The 20,215-nt window shown below is 64.8% G+C and carries 14 protein-coding genes and 2 pseudogenes; 4 read left to right on the top strand and 12 right to left on the bottom strand.

The window, feature by feature from the left end; translation table 11 throughout:
* Positions 1–8: 8 nt before the first annotated feature.
* Positions 9–1,664: an ATP-dependent DNA ligase gene (locus LDZ21_RS11045; protein WP_244793383.1), complete on the bottom strand. Its 1,656-nt coding sequence runs from the start codon at positions 1,662–1,664 to the stop codon at positions 9–11.
* Positions 1,661–2,713 carry a ligase-associated DNA damage response exonuclease gene (locus LDZ21_RS11040; protein WP_244793381.1) on the bottom strand — a complete coding sequence of 351 codons (1,053 nt, stop codon included), beginning with the start codon at positions 2,711–2,713 and terminating at the stop codon, positions 1,661–1,663. The genes LDZ21_RS11045 and LDZ21_RS11040 overlap by 4 nt, the downstream gene beginning before the upstream one ends.
* 185 nt (positions 2,714–2,898) lie before the next feature.
* Between LDZ21_RS11040 and LDZ21_RS11035 the strand changes: the two genes are divergently transcribed.
* Positions 2,899–3,396: a plasmid fertility inhibition factor family protein gene (locus LDZ21_RS11035; protein ID WP_035968163.1), complete on the top strand. Its 498-nt coding sequence runs from the start codon at positions 2,899–2,901 to the stop codon at positions 3,394–3,396.
* 21 nt (positions 3,397–3,417) lie between these two features.
* On the opposite strand, the pseudogene LDZ21_RS11030 reads toward LDZ21_RS11035, so the two are convergent.
* A pseudogene (locus tag LDZ21_RS11030) lies at positions 3,418–4,442 on the bottom strand (2-hydroxyacid dehydrogenase).
* Positions 4,443–4,506: 64 nt separating this feature from the next.
* On the bottom strand, positions 4,507–5,508 hold the full coding sequence (locus LDZ21_RS11025; RefSeq protein ID WP_404980559.1) for a LysR family transcriptional regulator: 1,002 nt from the start codon (positions 5,506–5,508) through the stop codon (positions 4,507–4,509).
* 523 nt (positions 5,509–6,031) lie between these two features.
* Here LDZ21_RS11025 and aspT (LDZ21_RS11020) point away from each other — a divergent pair.
* The 3 genes and pseudogenes from aspT (LDZ21_RS11020) (at position 6,032) to LDZ21_RS11010 (ending at position 10,348) form a co-directional block, all read left to right on the top strand.
* Positions 6,032–7,713 (top strand): annotated as a pseudogene (gene aspT, locus LDZ21_RS11020) (aspartate-alanine antiporter).
* 29 nt (positions 7,714–7,742) lie between these two features.
* A complete protein-coding gene (gene aspT, locus LDZ21_RS11015) occupies positions 7,743–9,449 on the top strand; it encodes an aspartate-alanine antiporter (RefSeq protein ID WP_244793379.1) in 1,707 nt (568 codons plus the stop codon).
* Between the two features lie 53 nt (positions 9,450–9,502).
* Positions 9,503–10,348 (top strand): aldo/keto reductase, encoded by an 846-nt coding sequence (locus LDZ21_RS11010; RefSeq protein WP_244793377.1) that lies wholly within the window; start codon positions 9,503–9,505, stop codon positions 10,346–10,348.
* A gap of 11 nt (positions 10,349–10,359) precedes the next feature.
* On the opposite strand, the gene LDZ21_RS11005 is transcribed toward LDZ21_RS11010, so the two are convergent.
* The 8 genes from LDZ21_RS11005 to LDZ21_RS10970 all read right to left on the bottom strand — a co-directional run bounded on the left by LDZ21_RS11005 (position 10,360) and on the right by LDZ21_RS10970 (position 19,946).
* Positions 10,360–10,776: a hypothetical protein gene (locus tag LDZ21_RS11005; protein ID WP_404980495.1), complete on the bottom strand. Its 417-nt coding sequence runs from the start codon at positions 10,774–10,776 to the stop codon at positions 10,360–10,362.
* 61 nt (positions 10,777–10,837) lie between these two features.
* Entirely contained in the window at positions 10,838–12,922 is a 2,085-nt protein-coding gene (locus LDZ21_RS11000) for an ABC transporter ATP-binding protein (protein WP_244793373.1), read from the bottom strand.
* Positions 12,919–13,776, bottom strand: a complete 858-nt coding sequence (locus LDZ21_RS10995) for an ABC transporter permease (protein ID WP_035968144.1) — start codon at positions 13,774–13,776, stop codon at positions 12,919–12,921. The genes LDZ21_RS11000 and LDZ21_RS10995 overlap by 4 nt, the downstream gene beginning before the upstream one ends.
* Complete coding sequence (locus tag LDZ21_RS10990; RefSeq protein WP_244793371.1) at positions 13,773–14,780, bottom strand: ABC transporter permease; 1,008 nt, start codon at positions 14,778–14,780, stop codon at positions 13,773–13,775. The genes LDZ21_RS10995 and LDZ21_RS10990 overlap by 4 nt, the downstream gene beginning before the upstream one ends.
* A gap of 11 nt (positions 14,781–14,791) precedes the next feature.
* Entirely contained in the window at positions 14,792–16,453 is a 1,662-nt protein-coding gene (locus LDZ21_RS10985) for an ABC transporter substrate-binding protein (RefSeq protein WP_244793369.1), read from the bottom strand.
* A gap of 115 nt (positions 16,454–16,568) precedes the next feature.
* Positions 16,569–17,048: a cupin domain-containing protein gene (locus LDZ21_RS10980; RefSeq protein ID WP_035968141.1), complete on the bottom strand. Its 480-nt coding sequence runs from the start codon at positions 17,046–17,048 to the stop codon at positions 16,569–16,571.
* A 102-nt stretch (positions 17,049–17,150) separates the two neighbouring features.
* Positions 17,151–19,256, bottom strand: coding sequence for an elongation factor G (fusA, locus tag LDZ21_RS10975; protein ID WP_244793368.1), 2,106 nt, complete (start codon positions 19,254–19,256; stop codon positions 17,151–17,153).
* Between the two features lie 249 nt (positions 19,257–19,505).
* A complete protein-coding gene (locus LDZ21_RS10970; protein ID WP_052005942.1) occupies positions 19,506–19,946 on the bottom strand; it encodes a DUF192 domain-containing protein in 441 nt (146 codons plus the stop codon).
* Between the last annotated feature and the right edge of the window lie 269 nt (positions 19,947–20,215).

The following is a 20,215-nucleotide window of genomic DNA, read 5'->3' as shown; positions in this document are numbered from 1 at the left end:
CTGCCGCTTCATGCCGCCGCCTCGTTGAGGAAGCCCTTCAGCAGATCGAGCGTATCGGCATCTTCGATGGACTTGTCCGTGCGCCAGCGCAGCATTCGCGGGAATCGCACCGCGATGCCCGACTTGTGGCGCGGGCTCGCCTGTATGCCTTCGAAGCCAATCTCGAACACGAGCGTCGGCGTCAGGCTGCGCACCGGGCCAAATTTCTCGACGGTCGTCTTGCGCACGATGGCATCGACCTGGCGCATCTCTTCGTCGGTCAGGCCGGAGTACGCCTTCGCGAACGGGACGAGGGTGCGCACGCCGTCGGCTTCGTCCCAGACGGCGAACGTGAAATCGGTGTACAGGCTCGCGCGCCGTCCGTGGCCGGGCTGCGCGTAGAGCAGGACGGCATCGACGGTATACGGGTCGATTTTCCACTTCCACCACGTGCCGGACGCCTTCGTGCGGCCGACGCCGTACATCGACGCGCGCTCCTTGAGCATCAGCCCCTCGACGCCTCGTGCGCGGCTTTCCTCGCGCAAGGCCGCGAGCGCGGACCAGTCGGATTCCTCGACGACCGGCGACACGCGCAGCAGATCGACCGACAGTTCGCGCGCGAGCGCATCGAGCTTTGCGCGGCGCGCATGCAGCGGCTCCGTGCGCAGATCGCGGCCATCGGCTTCGAGCAGGTCGTAGGCGAGCAGCGCGGCGGGGGAATCGGCGAGCACCTTCTTCGTCAGCGACTTGCGCGTGATGCGCGGCTGAAGGCGCGCGAAGGGCAGCGGCATGGTCGCGCCCGGCTCCCATGCGAGGATTTCGCCATCGATCACGGTGCCGTCCGGCAGCGCCGCGCCGAGCGAGGCAAGCTCCGGAAAGCGCTCGGTCAGCAAGTCTTCGCCGCGCGACCAGATCCACACGCGGCCGCCGCGCTTGACGAGTTGCGCGCGAATCCCGTCCCACTTCCATTCGGCGATCCAGTCGGCCGGTGAACCGAGCGTCGCCGGTTCGGCCTGCAACTGATGCGCGAGAAAGAACGGATACGGCAGGCCGAGATCGCTTTCGTGCGGGGTATCGACGTCATCGCCCTCGGCGGCCGGTGCAATCAGCCGCAGATAACGCGCGGCGCTGGGCGCTTGCCGTGAATCGGTCCAGCCGACCATGCGTTGCGCGATGCGCTTGTGGTCGACGCCCGCCACTTCCGCGAGCGCGCGCACGACCAGTTGCCGCGCGACGCCCACGCGAAAGCCGCCGCCGATCAGCTTCGTCAGCAGGAAGCGCTCGCTCCAGTTCAGCTCGTTCCAGTAGCCGACGAGCCGCTCGCGCAGTTCGTCCGGATTTGCGCCGCGCAGCGTCAGCACGCGATCCTCGATCCACTGCGCAAGCCCGAGTTCGGACTCGCGTTCGGGCGGCGGCAGCACATGCGCGATAGTCTCGGCCAGATCCCCGACCGACTGATACGACTCTTCGAAGAGCCATTCGGGCAGCCCCGCGCGCTCGCGGGCGAATTCGATCATCAGGCGCGTCGGCACCGACTGGCGCGGCTTGCCGCCCGCCAGAAAGTACGACGCCCACGCCGCATCTTCAGGCTCCGCGCCGGAAAAATACGCGATCAGCGCCTCGAGCTTCTCGTTGGTCGAGGTGGTCGCGTCGAGCGCGGCATAGAGCGTCGCGAAGCGTCTCATTGCGGTGGCGTCTCCGCGGTGGCGTCGCTCGTGACGGTATCGGCTTCGATCGCATCGTCGCCGTATTCGGTCCTGAATGCGCCGGCGTCGAGGCCTTGCTCGCAAAGCCATCGCACCATCGGATCGATCTGGCCGTGCGTGACGATCACGCGTTCCGCGCCGGTCGCGCCGATCGCGAGTTGCAGGCCCGGCCAGTCCGCGTGATCCGACAGCACGAAGCCGCGATCCACGCCCTTGCGCCGCCGCGTGCCGCGCAGGCGCATCCAGCCGGAGGCGAAGGCGTCGCTGTAATCGCCGAACCGGCGCATCCACGTGCTGCCTTGCGCGGACGGCGGCGCGACGATCAGCGCGCCCTTGAACGCGGCCTTGTCGCGTGCGGCGATTTCGCTGACGAGCCGCGTATCCGGCAGCGCGACGCCCGCCTCGCGATACGCGCGATTGAGAGGTTCCACTGCGCCGTGACAGAAGATCGGGCCGATGGCCGCGTCGATGCCCGCGAGCAGCCGCTGCGCCTTGCCGAACGAATAGCAGAACAGCACCGACGCGCGGCCCTGGCTCGCATTGTGCCGCCACCATGAGTCGATGCCGTCGAACACGGTTTGCGACGGCTCCCAGCGATAGATCGGCAGGCCGAACGTCGATTCAGTGATGAACGTATCGCAACGCACCGGCTCGAATGGCGCGCAGGTCGGATCGGGCTCGACCTTGTAATCGCCGGACGCGACCCACACGCGCCCGCCGTGCTCGACGCGCACTTGCGCCGAGCCGAGCACATGTCCCGCCGGATGCAGCGAGACGCGCACGCCGTTCACGTCGATAGGTTCGCCGTAGGGAAGCCCTTGCACGTCGATGCCGGGCAGCCGCGACAGCAGCACGCTCACGCCGGCTTCGGCCGCGAGATAGCGCGCGTGGCCGAAGCGGGCGTGATCCGCGTGGGCATGCGTGATGATTGCGCGCTCGACGGGCCGCCACGGATCGATATAGAAACCGCCTGGCGGACAGTACAAGCCTTCGGGACGCGCGACGATGAGGTCGGATGAGGTGTCCACGGGTCGTCGTGTGTGCTGCGTTGCCTGCACGTTGGCCCTCGAGTGTTCAGTTCACGCAACAAAGCACGCCACGTGCCCGTCATGCCGCTTTCACGAAGACCGGCTACGGTGTAAAAGTATTGTTCAGTTATTGCCTTGTCGAAGCGCGGTGTTTTTCGCGCTGCGATTTTTCTGGTGAAGCCGAAATGGACACGATGGTTGCGCCGACCGCCGCGGAAGCGGTGTATATCGTCAGGCTGCGAAGCCACCCGCAGTACGACTTCGTGCGCCTGAAGCGGGTCTTCGCCGATGCCGGTTCGCGCCATCAGGTCGTGCTCGTCGACGTGAGAAGGCTGCTGCAATGCGCGGACCGGGACGACACCGACTACGTGCTCAAGGCCGTCGATGACTGGCATGCGGGCAAGGTGCGCGGCATTCGCGAGTTCCTCGATCCCGACAACCCGCGCGTGCCGGAGATGCCCTACGTGACCATCACCGCGCGGCGCACGGGCGGGCTGCTCGGGCTGTTGGGCGTGCATCGCGAGGGCGTCGTCGCCTTTCGCAACGGGCAGCATCGCGCGCGTTATCTCGCGCATGCAGGCGCGCTGTGCATGCCGGTGGAGGTGCACGAGCGCGAAGCCGATTTGCTGCGCGCGATGTGCGCCGCGCCCGGCGAAACGAGCGCGGAATACGGCGAGGTGTGAGCCGGGCTTGATCTGCGTGCGTCAGGCTTCGACCACGTTGCGCGGCGCGCCTTCGGCCCATGCCTTCACGTTGCCGAGCGTCGTCTGCGCAATCTCCATCAGCGCCTCGCGCGTGAAAAACGCCTGATGCGCGGTGATGATCACGTTCGGAAACGTGAGCAGCCGCGCGAGGACATCGTCCTGCAGCAGGCGATCCGAATGGTCCTCGAAGAAGAGGCCGCCTTCTTCCTCGTACACGTCGAGGCCGAGATGTCCCAACTGGGCGCTCTTGAGCGCGCCGATCAGCGCATTGCTTTCGACGAGCCCGCCGCGCCCCGTGTTGATGAGCATCGCGCCGCGCTTCATGCGGGCGAGCGCGCGGTCGTCGATCAGGTGATACGTCGACGGCAGAAGCGGGCAGTGCAGCGACACGATGTCCGAACTGGCGAGCAGTTCGTCGAGTTCGACGTAACGCGCGCCGCGATCGAGCAGGTCTTGCGCGGGCGTGCCGGGATCGTAGGCGAGGATGCGCATGCCGAAGCCCGCCATGATGTTGCCGAACACGCGCCCGATGATGCCCGTGCCGATCACGCCGACCGTCTTGCCGTAAGGTCGAAGCCGAGCAGGCCGTTCAGCGAGAAGTCGCCTTCCCGTGTGCGGGCCACAGCGCGATGAAACCGGCGATTCAGCGTGAGGATCATCCCGACGGCATGTTCCGCGACCGCGTGCGGTGAATAAGCAGGCACGCGCGTCACGATGATGCCCAGCCGCTTCGCGGCGTTCAGATCGACGTGATTGAAGCCCGCCGAGCGCAGCGCGATGAGCCGCGTGCCGCCTGCATGCAGCTTTTCGAGGACGTTTTCGTCGAGGCTGTCGTTGACGAAGGGGCAAACCGCCGCGAAGCCCTGCGCGAGGATGGCAGTTTGCGCATCGAGATGCGCTTCCTGAGAGTCCAGCGCGACGCCGAAGGCTTCGTTCGCCTGGCGGAAGGTATCGGCGTCGTATTGGCGGGCGCTGAAGAGAATGAGCTTCGGGTTCGTGTCTGTTTTCGCAGAGGTGTCTGGCATCGTTCGGGCCGGCAGCGGGTTCGTTACGGGACTCGCGCCGGCCCGAATCAGGCAGACGCGAACGTCAATGCGTTGTCGTCGCGCCGGCGGCGCCGGTCCCAACGGAAGCGGGGTAGCCAGCCGGCGGCTGACGGAACATCTCGTCCGGCCGGGTGTTGCCGGAGTTGATCTCCTTGGTCAGCCTTTCCAGCGCATAGTCGATGAAAAAGCGCGTCTTGGCGGGCAAATACTGACGGCCCGGATAGACGATCGACAGCTTCATTTCGGGGTCCTCGACCGAATAGTCGGGCAAGAGCCGCACGAGCGATCCGTCGCTGATGTCGCCGGCCACGATGCCTTCCGGCAACACCGAGAAGCCCATGCCGCGCAGCGTCGCGAGCCGCACCATCAGCGCGCTGTTGACCGAGTAGACCGGTGCGAGCGTCACCTGTTCCGATGTACCCAGCCGATGCCGGAAGTGCCATGACGAACTGCGCATGTCGTTAGGCAGCCCGACCGACGGCATCGTTTGAAGGTCGGAGGGCGAGGCGGGCAGGCCGTGCTCGGCCACGAACGCGGGCGTTGCGACCGGCACCAGCGCATTCACGCCGATGGGCCGCTCGACCAGCGCGGTGCTCGTGACCATGAACGCCGCGACGATGCCGACGTCGTATCCGTCTTCGACAAGATCGACGTGCCGCTCGGCCAGTGTAAGGCGGACATTCACCTTCGGATACAGCTTGCGAAAACCGTCGATGAGCGGCGTCAACGTGAGTAATGAAAGCGCACTGGATGCCACGACACGCAGCGTGCCGCTCGGCTCGCCTTCGGTATGCGTGACGGCGGATTCGAGATGATCGAGTTCTTCGAGTAATGCGCGGCATCCCTCCAAATAACGGGTGCCTGCTTCGGTCAATGAGAGATTGCGAGTGGTGCGGTTAATAAGGCGAGTTCGGAGGTGCGCTTCTAGCATTGCAATCGCGCGGGTGACCAACGCATTCGATACATCGAGTTGCTGCGCGGCACGTCGAAAACTTTCCGTGTCCGCCACGCGAACGAACACACGCATAGCATGGATCTGATTCATCGTTTGGCCCTCTCTCAGTTGTACCGCGTTGAATGTGAGCGTCACGCGAACGCCTTGCGAGTCACCCACTTTTTTAAGATGCTTGTACGCATAATATTGACAAAAAGAAGATATTGCAATATCAGAATAACAATTCTTCAGCCCTTGGAAAAACTTGCCGAGGCGAAACAAAACGATCGAGAAAACGTGCTTTAAGAAACATCATTCTCTTCGTTTCGCTTTAGATAGATGGTTCAACCGATCGGGTGAAATGCACCTGTAATCTAAGGGTCTTGTTGACCAGTTTTCTTCTTACCAATATGCTCGCTCACTAAATGGTGAATATGCTTAATTGAATCGGCTGCTGGTTTATTGCTTCTCATTGCTTAAGGCGAGTTTCCGCATTGTGGTGCACGCATGATTTTTTTGTACCGCGAGGGGAGTCCCGATAGTCTGAACCTGCACGTTTTGTATCGACCAACTAGCATTCAAGTCATATTGATAATGCACGTGATACGTTGGAACCGAAAAGGGTAAAAGCGCCATGCTCTGGCAACTTCTCGCGCGACAACCGGAAATCGCACTATTCGCCAGCCTGGCGATAGGCTTTTTCATTGGGTCGTTAAAATTCGGGCCGATTCAACTGGGCGGCGTCTGCGGCACGCTGATCGTCGCGCTGATACTCGGCCAAAGCGGCGCGCGCATATCTCCGGATTTGAAAAACATCGCGTTTGCGCTCTTCATCTTCGCGCTCGGTTTCACCGGCGGTCCGCAATTTTTCGCGAACATCGGACGCGGATGGCGCTATGGCGCGCTGTCTTTTGTCGAGGTCATTTTCGTGGTGGCGCTCGTGCTCGGCATCGCGGCGGCGCTCAAGCTCGATGCCGGGACAGCAGCCGGATTGCTCGCCGGCGGCGCGACGGAATCGGCGGTGATCGGCACCGCATCCGAGGCCGTGGCGCGGCTCAACCTGCCCGCGGCGGAAATCGCGCGGCTTCAGGCGAACATCGTGACCGCGTACAGCGTGAGCTATCTGTTCGGGCTCGTCGCCATCGTGCTGTTCGTCAGCCAGATTGCGCCGCTCATCGTCCGTGTAAATTTGCGCGATGAAGCCGAGCGCGCGTGGCGGCAACTCGGCGGCGACGGCGCGCTCGCCGAAGGGCAGACGCCCGCCGTGTCGCCGCTCGCCGCGCGGGAACTGAAGGTGACGACGGCCGCGGGGCTTGCTATCGGCGACCTCGAGAAGCGCTTCGGGCACGACATCAGCGTGCAGCGCGTGGTGCGCGAGCGTTCCGTCGTCAAGGCGCGCCGGCCGTCGTGCTGAAAGCGGGCGATCGCATCGTGATCGCGGGGCGGCGCGGCGCGCTTCTCGACGCGATCCCGCTAATCGGCGAGGAAGTGTTCAGCAACGGCGGATCGGATGTCTTCGTCGAGAAAGTCGACGTGATGCTCACGAACCGCGCAATGCACGGACTGACGCTCGCGCAGGCGCGCGCCCGAGCGAATCCGGCGGAAGGGCGCGGCGTGTACGTCGCCGCCGTGACGCGCCTCGACAGCACGATCCCCGCGTTGCCGGGCACGCAAGTGCAGCGCGGCGACGTGCTGACGCTCGTCGGCGCAAAGGCGGATGTCGCGCGCGGCGCGGCAAAGCTCGGCTACATCATCCGCGCGACGCAGAAGACCGATTTCGTCTTTCTCGGGATCGGCGTGCTGATCGGCATCGCCATCGGACGGCTGTCGGCGCACGTGGGCGGCATCGACCTGTCGCTCGGCACGGGCGGCGGCTGTTTGCTCGCGGGGCTCGTGTTCGGCTGGATTCGCTCGCGGTATCCGCTGATCGGCTCGTTGCCGTCGGCGGCGGCGCAGATTCTCAAGGACTTCGGTTTGTGCACCTTCATCGCGGCGGTGGGGCTGTCGGCGGGGGCGGATGCGTTGCGGCTGATCCGCGAGTTCGGCATTGCGCTGCCGATCGCGGGCATCGCCATCACGCTCGGGCCGGCGATCGCCTCGCTTCTCATCGGCCGCCTGCTCCTCAAGCTCGAAGTGCCGATGCTGCTCGGCGCGATCGCCGGTCAGCAATGCAGCACGCCGGCGATCAGCGCGCTCGTCGGCGTGACGGGAAATTCGACGCCGGTCATCGGCTACACGATCACCTACGCGATCTCGAACGTGCTGTTGCCGTTGCTCGGCCCGCTCGTCGTCGGACTCGTGAGCAAGCTCGGCTGAACGATTCGACCGCTACCCCGGAGGGCGCAGTGGACTGGCTCCATCATGTTTTTCAGAAGTCGCCGGAAACCGCGCTGTTCCTGTCGCTGGCGGCCGGGTATCTGATCGGCCAGATCAACTTCGGCAAGTTCCAGCTGGGCGGCGTCGGCGGTTCGCTGCTCGCGGCGGTCGTCGTGAGTCAGGCAGGCGTACAGATCGACAACGGCGTGAAGTCCGTGATGTTCGCCGTGTTCATCTACGCGGTCGGCTACGACTCGGGGCCGCAGTTCTTCAACTCGCTGAATCGCCGGACGCTGCGCGAGATCGCGATGGCCGTCTTTCTCGCCGTCACGGCGCTCGCCACGGTGATCGTGTGCGCGAAGGTCTTCGGTTTGAACAAGGGGCTCGCGGCGGGGCTGGCGGGCGGGGCGCTCACACAATCGGCGATCATCGGCACCGCGGGCGACGCCATCGCGCGGCTCGGCTTGCCGGCGCAGGAGACGAAGGCGCTGCAGGCGGATGTCGCCATCGCCTATGCGGTTACCTACGTGTTCGGCTCGCTCGGCGCCATCATCGTATGCGTGAACATCCTGCCGAAGTTCATGGGACAGAGCCTGAAGGAAGCGTCGATCGAAGCGGAGAAGTCGCTTGCGGGCGGCCTCGGCGGGCCCGCGCCGGGGCAGGTTTCGGCGCTGCCGCCCCTGGTCGGGCGGACGTATCGCGTGATGCTGGACGGTGCTGGCGGCGCGGGCGCGGCAGGGCGCACGGTCGCGGATATCGAGATGGACGAACAGGACGCAATCACCATCGAGCGCATCCGGCGCGCCGGCCACGCGATCGAACCGCAGCCCGACATGACGCTCGAGCCGGGCGATATCGTGCTCGTCGTCGGGCGGCGCGAGGTGATGGCGGGCGCGGCGGCGCAACTCGGCGAGGAAGTCGCGGACACGGACGGCGTCAGCGTCGTCATGCAGAAGCGCCAGGGCGTCTTCGCGATGCGCGGCATGAATCACTGGACGATGCGAGCCGTGCGCGCCACCGTCGATCGCGACATGCGCCACGGCGTCTACGTGCAGGCCGTCACGCGCGCCGGTATGCCGCTGCCCGTGCTACCCGAAACGCGCCTGGAACATGGCGATGTCATCACGTTCTATGGCTCGCCGCAGGACACGAAGCGCGCCGTCGACGCGGCGGGCTACGAACTGCCGTATTCCGACAAGACCGATTTCATCTACATGGGCGTGGGCATCGTCGTCGGGCTGCTGATCGGGCTGATCGTCGTGCGCGCGGGCGGCATACCGATCACGCTCGGTTCGGGCGGCGGCTGTCTGCTCGCGGGGCTCGTGTTCGGCTGGATGCGCGGCAAGCATCCGATGTACGGCGTGATGCCGCCGGCCGCATCGCAATTGCTGAAGGACTTCGGGCTCGCCGCGTTCGTGGCGGTCGTCGGGCTGAATTCGGGCTTGCAGGCGGTGGTCACGGTGAAGCAGAGCGGCCTCACGATCTTTCTGCTCGGCGTGTTCGTCACGCTGTTTCCACTGCTGCTGACGATGCTCTTCGGGCGTTACGTGCTGCGCTATGACAACGCGGCGATCTTCGCGGGTGCGCTGTCCGGAGCGCGCAGCGCGAATCCCGCATTCGGCGGCGTGCTCGACAAGGCGGAAAGCCCGGCGCCGACGGCGGCCTTCGCGGTCACCTATGCGCTCGCGAACGTGCTGCTGACGCTGCTCGGGCCGCTGATCGTCGGTCTCGTGTGACGGCATGAGATGCCGCTTTGCGCCATAATCGGCGGGACACAAGGAGGCTCCTCATGGCGAACGCAATTCCTGCCGTCGAACTGCCGGACGGCGAAGCGATTCCGAAACTCGGTCAGGGCACCTGGGAAATGGGCGAGCGGCCGAACGCGCGCAAGGCGGAGATCGCCGCGTTGCGCGAGGGCGTCGAACTGGGGATGACGCTCATCGATACGGCCGAGATGTATGGCGACGGCGAAAGCGAGAGGCTCATCGCGGAGGCGTTGTCGGACAGGCGCGACGATCTATTCATCGTCAGCAAGGTATATCCGCATAACGGCACGGAGCGCGGCGTGCAGGCCGCGTGCGAACGGAGCCTGAAGCGGCTGGCGACGGATCGCATCGACCTGTATTTGCTGCACTGGCGCGGCGGCGAGGATCTGCCGGGCGTGGTCGCGGGTTTCGAGAAGCTGAAGCGCGACGGCAAGATTCGCCATTGGGGCGTGAGCAACTTCGACACCGACGATATGGAAGAGCTTTTCGCGCTCGATGGCGGCGATGCGTGCGCGACGGATCAGATCCTGTATAACGTCGCGCGACGCGGGCCGGAGTTCGATCTGCTGCCGTGGCTGCGGGAACATCGGCTGCCGGCGATGGCGTATAGCCCCGTCGATCATGCGCGGCTGCCGCGCGGCGGAGTGCTGGAGAAGATCGCCGCATCGCGTGGCGTGTCGGCGTTTCAGGTCGCGCTCGCGTGGGTGTTGCAGCAGCCGGACGTAATCGCGATACCCAAAGCCGCCGATGTTGCGCATGTCCGCGAGAATCGCGCCGCACTCGATATCCACTTGTCCACCGACGAACTCGCGGATATCGATCAGCAGTTCAAGCCGCCGAAGGTCAAGCGGGGGCTGGAGATGCTGTAGCCTTCAACCGCTCAGGAACAAGCATGGTGCGCATGCACGGACCCTAGCACCGCGACTTCAGCCGGCGTGCGCCGCAAATCGGCTTCGCTGACCTGCTTCGCATCGGCGATGAAGTCATCGACGATCGACGACACCGACGTGTTCGTGAGACACAGCGACACGCGCTTCGTGTCGCTATCCGCGAGCGATGCGCGTTGCGACAAAAACAGCACGCCGTACTGATAGCCCCGCACGATGCCGCGCACCGCGCCGACGCACTGGCCTTGCGCCGCGTTGTCGCCTTTCTGGCCGCATTGCTGCGCAAGCGACCACGCCGAGAAGGACGGATCGGATGCGCCCGGCGCGGGCGCCGACTGTGCGTGAGCGGAAATGGCGGCGCCAAGCGCCAGGGAAGCTGCGAGCGAGAGAGCGTACTTTTTCATGGACATCCTCGTTGTTGTGATGTCGATGAGAGGCCCGCAACGCGCTTTGGTTCCGGCATGCATCGTTTCAGATGACGTTTTCCTGCGATTGCAGCGCGCGCAACTCGTCGACCGGAATATGGCAGTCGATCGCGTGGCCGTTGCCCGCATCGCGGCAAGGCGGCGTCTCGCGCTCGCAAATGTCGCCGATCTTGCGCGGGCACCGCGTATGAAACACGCAGCCGGAAGGCGGGTTCGCCGCGCTCGGCAAGTCGCCGGACAGGCGGATGCGCTCGCTGCCCGCATCGGTTTCGTCGAGCGACGGCGCCGACGACAGCAACGCTTCGGTGTACGGATGCTGCGGGCCATCGAAGACATCGGCGGCGCGGCCGATCTCCATGATGCGTCCGAGATAGAGCACCGCGATGCGATCCGACAGATAGCGCACGACGTTCAGATCGTGCGAGATGAACACGTAGCTCACGCGCCGCTCGCGCTGCAGGTCCGCAAGCAGATTGAGGATCGCGGCCTGCACGGAGACATCGAGCGCGGAAGTCGGTTCGTCGCAGACGACGACGCGCGGATCGCCCGCGAACGCCCGCGCGATGGCCACACGCTGCTTCAATCCACCCGACAGCTGCCGCGTGCGCGAGCCGAGATAACGCTCCGGCAAGCGCACCGCTTCGGTCAGCGCGCGCAGGCGCGTTTCCCTCGCCTCGCCGCGCAGCGCCGCGAGCTTCGACAGCGACCGCGCAATGAGCCGCCGCACCGAATGCGCGCGATTCAGCGCCGAATCGGGGTTCTGAAACACGATCTGCAGTGACTTGACCTGCTCGCCGCTGCGGCGCGTGACGCGCTCGGGCAACGGTTCGCCATCGAGTTCGAGCGTCGCGCCCTTGTCTGGAGCGACGAGGCCGAGCAGCAGTTTCGCAAGCGTCGTCTTGCCGCTGCCCGATTCGCCGACGAGCCCGAGCGTTTCGCCCTGCACGAGATCGAGCGAGACATCGTGCACGGCGCGAACGTCCTCATCGCCGACGCGGAAGGTCTTCGAGAGATGGCGCGCGGACAACGCGAGCGCCGGTTCATCGCCGGCGGCAGCGACGGGCACGGGCGCTTCCGCAGTCGATCGCGGCAAGTCCTGCGCGCGCTCATGGTAATGACAGCGCGCCATCTGATCGCCGTGCAGCGCCGCCATCCGGTACGGCGGCGGCGCGTCTTTCACGCATCGGTCGTCGGCGAGCTTGCAGCGCGGCGCGAACACGCAGCCCTGCGCAATCGATCCCGGCAGCGGCAGCGAACCGGGGATCGTGTCGAGACGGCCGTTCTCCTTGCTGCGGCCGCGCGTCGGCAGGCATCGCGACAGGCCGACCGTGTACGGGTGACGCGGCTTCGCGAAGACATCGGCGGTCACGCCTTCTTCGACGAGCTTGCCCGCATACAGCACGCCGACGCGGTCGCACATGCGCCCGATCACCGCGAGGTTATGGCTGATGAACAGCACCGCCGTGCCGAGTTCCGCCCGCAATTGCGCGATGAGATCGAGCACTTCGGCTTCGACCGTGGCGTCGAGGCCGGTCGTCGGTTCGTCGAGGATCAGCAGTTCGGGATTGCATGCGAGCGCCATCGCGATGACCACGCGCTGCTGCATGCCGCCCGACAACTGATGCGGATAACTCTCCATCACCCGCTCAGGCGATGCGATCCGCACGCGGCGCAGCATGTCGGCGGTGCGGGAGCGCGCTTCGTCGGCGGATGCGCCCGCCGCTTCGAACGCTTCGGACACTTGCCGCGCGATCGTCAGCGACGGATTCAGCGCGCGGCCAGGGTCCTGATAGACCATCGATACCGCGTTCGCCCGCAGGCCGCGCAACGCATCGGCATGAAGCGTGGCGACATCGCGGCCGCCGATCGTGATGCGGCCCGCCTTGACGCGGCCGTTGCGCGGCAGATAGCGCAGTATCGCCAGCGCCGCCGTCGATTTGCCGCAGCCCGATTCGCCGACGAGCCCGTACGCTTCGCCACGTCGCACGCGCAGCGTCACGTCCTGCAACACTTCACGCTCGTGCCCGCGCGCGCGATACGCGACGGTCAGTCCGACGACCGTCAGCGCGTCGGCCTGATCGCCCTTGGCCGCGCCGAACGCGGGGAATGCCGATGGCGGCGGTCCGTTCATCGGTCGAGCACTCCTTGCACGGCATCGGCGACGAGATTGACGGCGACCACCAGCGACGCGATCGCAGCGGCGTCGAAGACGACCGTCCACCATGCGCCGCCCGCCATCAGCGTATAACTTTCGGAAAGCGCGAGGCCCCAGTCGGCGGAAGGCGGCTGGATGCCGAAGCCGAGGAACGAGAGCGTCGCGACCGCGAAGATCGCGTAGCCGAGCCGCACCGTCGCCTCGACGACGATCGGCGGCAGCACGTTCGGCAGGATCTCCGCGAACATGATGTAGAACGCGTTCTCGCCGCGCAGTTGCGCCGCGAGCACATAGTCCAGATGGCGCTCGCCGAGCACGGCGGCGCGCACGGTGCGCGCGGTGATCGGCGCGAAGGTGAGGCCGATCACGAGAATCACGGTCGCGTCGCTTGCGCCGACCGCCGCGAGCGCGAGCAGCGCGACGATCACGAGCGGCAGCGCGAGCAGCGCATCGGTGATACGGCCGATGAGCGCATCGACCCATCCGCCGAAATAGCCGACGATCAGCCCGATGGCCGTGCCCGCCGCCGTGCCGATGAGCGTCGCGAGCGGCGCGATGGTGAGAATGTCGCGCGAACCGACGATCACGCGCGCGAAAACATCGCGGCCCAGCTGGTCGGTGCCGAACCAGTGCTCGGGCGACGGCGGCGCGAGTGAGTTGAGCGGATCGGATGCGTACGGATCGAGCGGCACGAGCCAGTGGCCGAACAACGCGCACGTGACCCAGAACAGCAGGATCAGCGCGCCGAAGTCGAACGTGCCGGATCGCAGCAGCGCGCCGAGGGCTTCGAAGCGGCGCGGTTTCGGTGCGGATGCGGTAGCGGTGCTCATCGCGCGCCTCCGGTGCGCAGGCGCGGATTGAGCACGACGTAAAGCGCATCGGCAATCAGATTCGCCGCCGTATAAATGACGCCGATGGTCAGCACGCCCGCTTCGAGCATCGGAAAGTCCTTGGCCTTCGCGGCGCCGTAGATCAGCGAGCCGATGCCCTGATAATGAAACAGCGTCTCCACCACGACCAGTCCGCCGATCATGTAGCCGAGCTGCGTCGCGGCGACCGTCACTGTCGGCAGCAGCGCATTGCGCAGCACGTGCCGGAAGATCACGATGCGGCGCGGCAGGCCCTTGAGAATCGCGGTGCGCGTGTAGTCGGCATCGAGCGCCTCGACCGTGCCTGCACGCGCCATCCGCGCGATATAGCCGAAGAACACGAAGACGAGCGGCAGCACGGGCAGAATCAGATGCTTCAATTGCAGCAGAATGCTCGCGTCGGCGGGCGCAGTCGCTTCGATCGGCAGCCATTGCAGCCACACGCCGAAGATCAGAATCAGCACGATCGACGACACGAACTCCGGCACGACCGTCGCCGTCAGCCCGCCGATGCTGATCACGCGATCGATGAAGCGCCCCGCGTGGAGCGCCGCATACACGCCGCCCGCGATGCCCAGCGGCACGACGACCACGAAAGCAAGCGCGCCGAGCCTGGCCGACTTCAGGAGCGCTGCGCCGATGAACGGCGCAACCGGCGCGCGAAACGCGTACGACTCGCCCATGTCGCCGCGCACGAAATGCGTGATCCAGTCGATGTATTGCGTGACGAGCGGCCTGTCGACGCCCAGCTGATGATTGAGCGCCGCGACCGCGCGCGCGTCGGCGAGCGGGCCGAGGATCGCGCGGCCCACGTCGCCGGGCAGGAGCTGGCCGCCCGCGAAGACGATCATCGACAACAGCCACAGCGTGACGAGCGCAAGCAGCACGCGCACGCCGACGAAGCGCATGATGCGTTTCAATCTGGCGAAGTCGGCACCGTGCGCCGTTGGCGTGATCGTGCTCATGGACGCCTCGTTTATGCCGATACCGTCGCGCGGTCGAACCACATCTGCGAGATCGCGTTGAAACGCACGCCGCTCACGCTGGCGCGCGTGACGATCAACTGGTCGTAGAAATACGGAATGATCACAGGCGTTTCATCGAGCAGCAGACGCTGGATTTGCCCGGACACTTTCTTCTGCGACGCGACATCGAGCGCCGCGACGAACTGCGCGACGAGCTTGTCGTAATCGGCGTTCTTGAAGTGCGCCGCATTCCACGTTCCGCCGCTCGTGAGTGGCGCGTTGAGGAACACGTTCGGCACGCCGCGATGCCCGTAATCGGTGATGCCGAGCGGCGAATCGAGCCAGTCCGACTTGCCGAACGTGCCCGAGCCGTAATACAGGTCCTGGCTCTCGACCTTCAGCGCGATGCGAATGCCGATCGCCTTCGCCGCGTTCTGCACGACGACCGCGAGATCGGGAATCTCCATGTACTTCTCGGTCGTGAGCGTAATGTCGAAGCCGTTCGCGACGCCGGCTTCGCTCATCAGCTTCTTCGCTTGCGCGATATCCAGCTTGCGCTGCGGCACGGTGAGATCGCTCGACGGGAAGACGGGCGCAAACGGACTGTCGTTGCCGACGACCGCGCGTCCGCGAAACAGCCCCTTCACGATGACTTCGCGATTGATCGCCAGCGCGAGCGCCTGACGCACGCGCTTGTCCTTGAACGCGCCGGTGTCGCATCGCATATGAATCTGCCGATGCGAACTCGACTTCGCGCCGAGCACTTTGTATTGCGAGTTCGTCAGCAGCGAGACGCCGCCCTGTACGGTGAAGTCGCCCATCACGTCGGCCTGACGGCCCTGCATCGCGAGAAGCTGCGCCTGATGGTCCGCGTAGAAAGAGAAATTGACGCGATCGGGCAGGGCCTTGTCGCCCCAGTAGTCGGGATTGCGCACGAAGGACGCGCCGACCTTTGGCGTGTACTTCTCCAGCTTGAACGCGCCCGTGCCGATGAACGACTTCTCGTACGATCCGCTGAAGTTCGCCGGGAGGATCACCGCGTTGTAGTTGTCCGACGAAACGTAGTACGGAAAATTGCCGTTCGGCGCATCGAGATGGAACTCGACGGTGTGATCGTCGACGGCTTTCGCCGAGTTCTTCGACAACACGCCCTTCAGCACCGACAGCGCCGCCGACCCCGCGCCCGGATCGGCCAGGCGGTTGAAGGTCGCGGCGACATCCTTCGCGGTCATCGGCTGGCCATCGTGGAACTTCACGTTGGGGCGCAGCTTGAAGGTCCAGACATCGCCCGTCGCGTTCGACGACCATGACAGCGCGAGCGCCGGACGCAGCGTGAGCGTCTCGCTGTCGTCGTCGATCAGGAATTCGCCCGTCTGATTGATGAGCACGAGACCGGCTGCATCCGTGACGGTCAGCGGATCGACCGCGCCGGCCGGCGTCATGTGCGCGACGCGGATCGTGCCGCCGGGCTTGCCCGCGCCCTGCGCGCGCGCCATCGGCATGCCGAATAGCCCACCCGCCGTCAGCGCGATGCCGAGAACGCTCGCATGCCGCAGCAGTTCGCGCCGCGTGAGGCGGCCGGCCCTGAATTCGTCGATCGCGTGATTGCCGAGTTCGCCGGCTTGCGCGCGTGCGAGTTCGATGTGATGCGCGTCGGTCGAGTTTTTCTTCATCCGTGTCGTTCCGTGTGATTGTTGTCCGGCGTTTTCGTCAGGCAAGGACCCGCGTCGCGCGTCAGGGCGCGGGAGCAAGGAACGCGCCGCATGCGTTTTCAGGCGCGATGCGGCGTTAGTGGGCGTGCGGATCTTTGTGAATAGGATCGACCCAATAGACTTCTTCGGGCTGCTCCACAGCGTCGATGTTCAGGTTGACGACGACCGCTTCATTGTCGCTGCGCACGAGCACGCACTGCAGCGGCTCATCGGTGCTCGCGTTGATTTCCTGATGCGGCACGTAAGGCGGCACGAAGATGAAATCGCCGGGTCCGGCCTCGGCGGTGAACTCGAGGTGCTCGCCCCAGCGCATGCGCGCCTGTCCGTGGACGATGTAGATCACGCTTTCCAGCGCGCCGTGATGGTGCGCGCCGGTCTTCGCGTTCGGATGGATCGTGACCGTTCCCGCCCAGATTTTCTGCGCGCCGACGCGCGCCGCATTGATGGCCGCCGCGCGGTGCATGCCCGGCGTCTGCGCGGTGTTGGTGTCGAGCTGATCGCCCTTGATGACCTTGACGCCGTTTTCGCGCCAATCGATGTGATGTGCGTCGCTCATGGTCTTTGCGTCCGTGGACAAAAAAAGTCCGTTGCCGCCACCAACACGAGCGAGCAACGGACTTCCGATATTACACGCGAATGTCACAACGGCGAGCCGCGATCATTTCCCTTTGGAATTGATGATCGCTTCCGACACGTTGTTCGGCGTCTCCGCGTAATGCTTGAACTCCATCGTGTAAGTCGCGCGGCCTTGCGTCAGCGAGCGAAGGGACGTGGAGTAACCGAACATCTCGGCCAACGGCACCTCGGCGCGCACGAGCTTTCCGCCGCCGCCCGCGATGTCCTCCATGCCCTGCACGATGCCGCGCCGGCTCGACAGATCGCCCATCACGTTGCCCATGAATTCCTCGGGCGTTTCCACTTCGACGGCCATCGTCGGTTCGAGCAGCACGGGCTTCGCGCGGCGCATCGCTTCCTTGAAGGCGATCGAACCGGCCATGCGGAACGCGTTTTCGTTCGAATCGACATCGTGATAGGAGCCGAAGGTCAGCGTCACTTTCGTATCGACGACCGGATAGCCCGCCAGCACGCCCGCCTTCAGCGTTTCCTGGATGCCCTTGTCGACCGCCGGGATGAACTCGCGCGGAATCACGCCGCCCTTGATGGCGTCGACGAATTCGTAGCCCTTGCCCGGGTCCGGCTCGAGCGTGATGACCGCGTGCCCGTACTGGCCGCGCCCGCCCGACTGCTTGACGAACTTGCCTTCGACATCCGTCACCTTGTTGCGCACCGTCTCGCGATACGCGACCTGCGGCTTGCCGACGGTCGCTTCGACGCCGAACTCGCGTTTCATCCGGTCGACGAGAATTTCGAGGTGCAGCTCGCCCATGCCGGAGATGATCGTCTGGCCGGATTCCTCGTCGGTCGCCACGCGGAACGACGGATCTTCCTGCGCGAGACGGTTCAGCGCGATGCCCATCTTTTCCTGGTCGGCCTTCGTCTTCGGCTCGACGGCCTGCGAAATCACCGGCTCCGGGAAGATCATGCGTTCGAGAATGATGATCTTGTCGGGATCGCAGAGCGTGTCGCCGGTCGTGGCTTCCTTCAGGCCGACCGCCGCCGCGATATCGCCCGCGCGCACTTCCTTGATTTCCTTGCGCTCGTTCGCGTGCATCTGCAGGATGCGCCCGAGGCGTTCCTTCTTCGACTTCACCGGGTTGTAGACGGTATCGCCGGAATTCACGACCCCCGAATACACGCGGAAAAAGATGAGCTGGCCGACGAACGGGTCGGTCATGATCTTGAACGCGAGCGCGGAGAACGGCTCGTCATCGCTCGGATGACGCTCGGCTTGCTGATCGTCCTCCGTGTGGCCGAGAATCGCGGGCACGTCGACGGGCGAGGGCAGATAGTCGATTACCGCGTCGAGCATCGCCTGCACGCCCTTGTTCTTGAACGCGCTGCCGCACAGCATCGGGACGATTTCGTTGGCGATCGTGCGCTTGCGCAAGGCGCCCTTGATCTCTTCCTCGGTCAGGCTTTCGTGGTCGGTCAGATACTTCTCGAGCAGTTCCTCGCTCGATTCGGCCGCGGCCTCGACCATCTTTTCGCGCCACTCGTGAGCGATTTCCTTGAGATTGTCGGGAATGTCCTCGTAGGCGAACTTGATCCCCTGGCTTTCATCGTCCCAGAGGATGGCCTTCATCTTGACCAGGTCGACGACGCCCTGAAAATGCTCCTCCGCGCCGATCGGAATCTGGATCGGCACGGCGACGCCCTTCAGACGCTCGCCGATCTGCCGCTGTACGCGGAAGAAATCCGCGCCGACGCGGTCCATCTTGTTGACGAACGCAATGCGCGGCACCTTGTACTTGTTCGCCTGACGCCACACAGTTTCGGACTGCGGCTGCACGCCGCCGACGGAGTCGTAGACCATGCACGCGCCGTCGAGCACGCGCATGGAGCGCTCGACTTCGATGGTGAAGTCGACGTGTCCCGGCGTATCGATGATGTTGATGCGATGCTCGGGGTAATTGCCGGCCATGCCTTTCCAGAAGGCGGTCGTGGCGGCCGACGTGATCGTGATGCCGCGCTCCTGCTCCTGCTCCATCCAGTCCATCGTGGCCGCGCCGTCGTGAACCTCGCCGATCTTGTGGGTCACGCCGGTGTAGAAAAGGATGCGCTCGGTCGTCGTCGTTTTGCCGGCATCGATGTGAGCGCTAATTCCTATGTTCCGATAGCGCTCGATGGGGGTCTTGCGGGGCACGTGAACCTCCTGTGGAAGATGTCATGGCGGCGCGGCGCAGGTCGTGCGCCGCGCCACGCGGCGGCCGCCGAACTGTAGGGGCGGCATCGCGCTAACCTTTTTAGGATAGCGCGTCGACAATCTCTTTGCAGGAATCTTGCCAGCTCGACGCAAAGGGCGGCCCACTTCGGGCGGCGGGGCGTGCAGGCGAAAAAAAGCGCGTCGGGAAACGCGCTTTGGGACCATGTTGACCGATCGTTCAGGCCAGGCTCACTGAGCGCCCGGCAATCCCTTGATCTTCACGCCCGGCTTGATGCCCTTGGCCGCGAACCAGCCCTTCGGCATTTCGAGCGCATAGACGCCGTTGTTGCGCGGGCAATGATTGTTCTCGGTCTCCGCCTGCATCTCGTCGATGTCGGTGATCGTGCCGTCCGCGCGGATAAACGCGATCGACAGCGGAATCAGCGTGTTCTTCATCCAGAAGCAGTGCACGGCGTTCTCGTTGAACACGAAGAGCATGCCTTCGTTCGCGCCGAGCTTCGTGCGGTACATGAGTCCTTGCTCGCGGTCGGCGTCGTTCGCGGCGACTGCGGCGTCGATCACGTACATTCCGGCGGTGAGTTTCGCGCGAGGAAAGTCGGACGGCTGTTTCGCGCCGGGCGGCAGGGTCTGCGCTTCAGCGAGTGTGATCGATGCGAGCGGCAGCAGCATCGCAATGAGAAAGGCGCGCGTTGCGTTGAAAATCGTCAAGCGCCGCGCAGACTTGGCCGATGTGAATGAAAAGCGCAAGGCACGCAGCAAAAGCAATAGCGAATTCACACGATGCTCCTTTGAAATCAGTCGTCGCGCCGGATAACCAGCAGGCCCGCGCATGTTACTTGAAGCGAGGACGAGGATACAAAACGAACGCAAAACAAAAGGGCAGATGCCTTTCGGCGATCTGCCCTTTAACGCCGCAAGCGGCGGTAATGCTCGTTGTT

Origin of the sequence: Caballeronia grimmiae (genome assembly GCF_022879615.1) — a bacterium.
GTDB classification, from domain to species: domain Bacteria; phylum Pseudomonadota; class Gammaproteobacteria; order Burkholderiales; family Burkholderiaceae; genus Caballeronia; species Caballeronia grimmiae.
The sequence above is the reverse complement of the archived record's forward strand: the minus strand, read 5'-3'. Positions and strand labels throughout refer to the sequence as shown.

What these genes read in the sequence shown, in the direction of transcription:
- LDZ21_RS10980 (WP_035968141.1), bottom strand. Translation starts at nt 17,048, where the DNA reads ATGAGCGACGCACATCACATCGATTGGCGCGAAAACGGCGTCAAGGTC.
- LDZ21_RS11010 (WP_244793377.1), top strand. Translation starts at nt 9,503, where the DNA reads ATGGCGAACGCAATTCCTGCCGTCGAACTGCCGGACGGCGAAGCGATT.
- LDZ21_RS10985 (WP_244793369.1), bottom strand. Translation starts at nt 16,453, where the DNA reads ATGAAGAAAAACTCGACCGACGCGCATCACATCGAACTCGCACGCGCG.
- LDZ21_RS10970 (WP_052005942.1), bottom strand. Translation starts at nt 19,946, where the DNA reads ATGCTGCTGCCGCTCGCATCGATCACACTCGCTGAAGCGCAGACCCTG.
- LDZ21_RS11000 (WP_244793373.1), bottom strand. Translation starts at nt 12,922, where the DNA reads ATGAACGGACCGCCGCCATCGGCATTCCCCGCGTTCGGCGCGGCCAAG.
- LDZ21_RS11005 (WP_404980495.1), bottom strand. Translation starts at nt 10,776, where the DNA reads ATGTCCATGAAAAAGTACGCTCTCTCGCTCGCAGCTTCCCTGGCGCTT.
- LDZ21_RS11035 (WP_035968163.1), top strand. Translation starts at nt 2,899, where the DNA reads ATGGACACGATGGTTGCGCCGACCGCCGCGGAAGCGGTGTATATCGTC.
- LDZ21_RS10995 (WP_035968144.1), bottom strand. Translation starts at nt 13,776, where the DNA reads ATGAGCACCGCTACCGCATCCGCACCGAAACCGCGCCGCTTCGAAGCC.
- LDZ21_RS10990 (WP_244793371.1), bottom strand. Translation starts at nt 14,780, where the DNA reads ATGAGCACGATCACGCCAACGGCGCACGGTGCCGACTTCGCCAGATTG.
- LDZ21_RS11025 (WP_404980559.1), bottom strand. Translation starts at nt 5,508, where the DNA reads ATGAATCAGATCCATGCTATGCGTGTGTTCGTTCGCGTGGCGGACACG.
- LDZ21_RS11045 (WP_244793383.1), bottom strand. Translation starts at nt 1,664, where the DNA reads ATGAGACGCTTCGCGACGCTCTATGCCGCGCTCGACGCGACCACCTCG.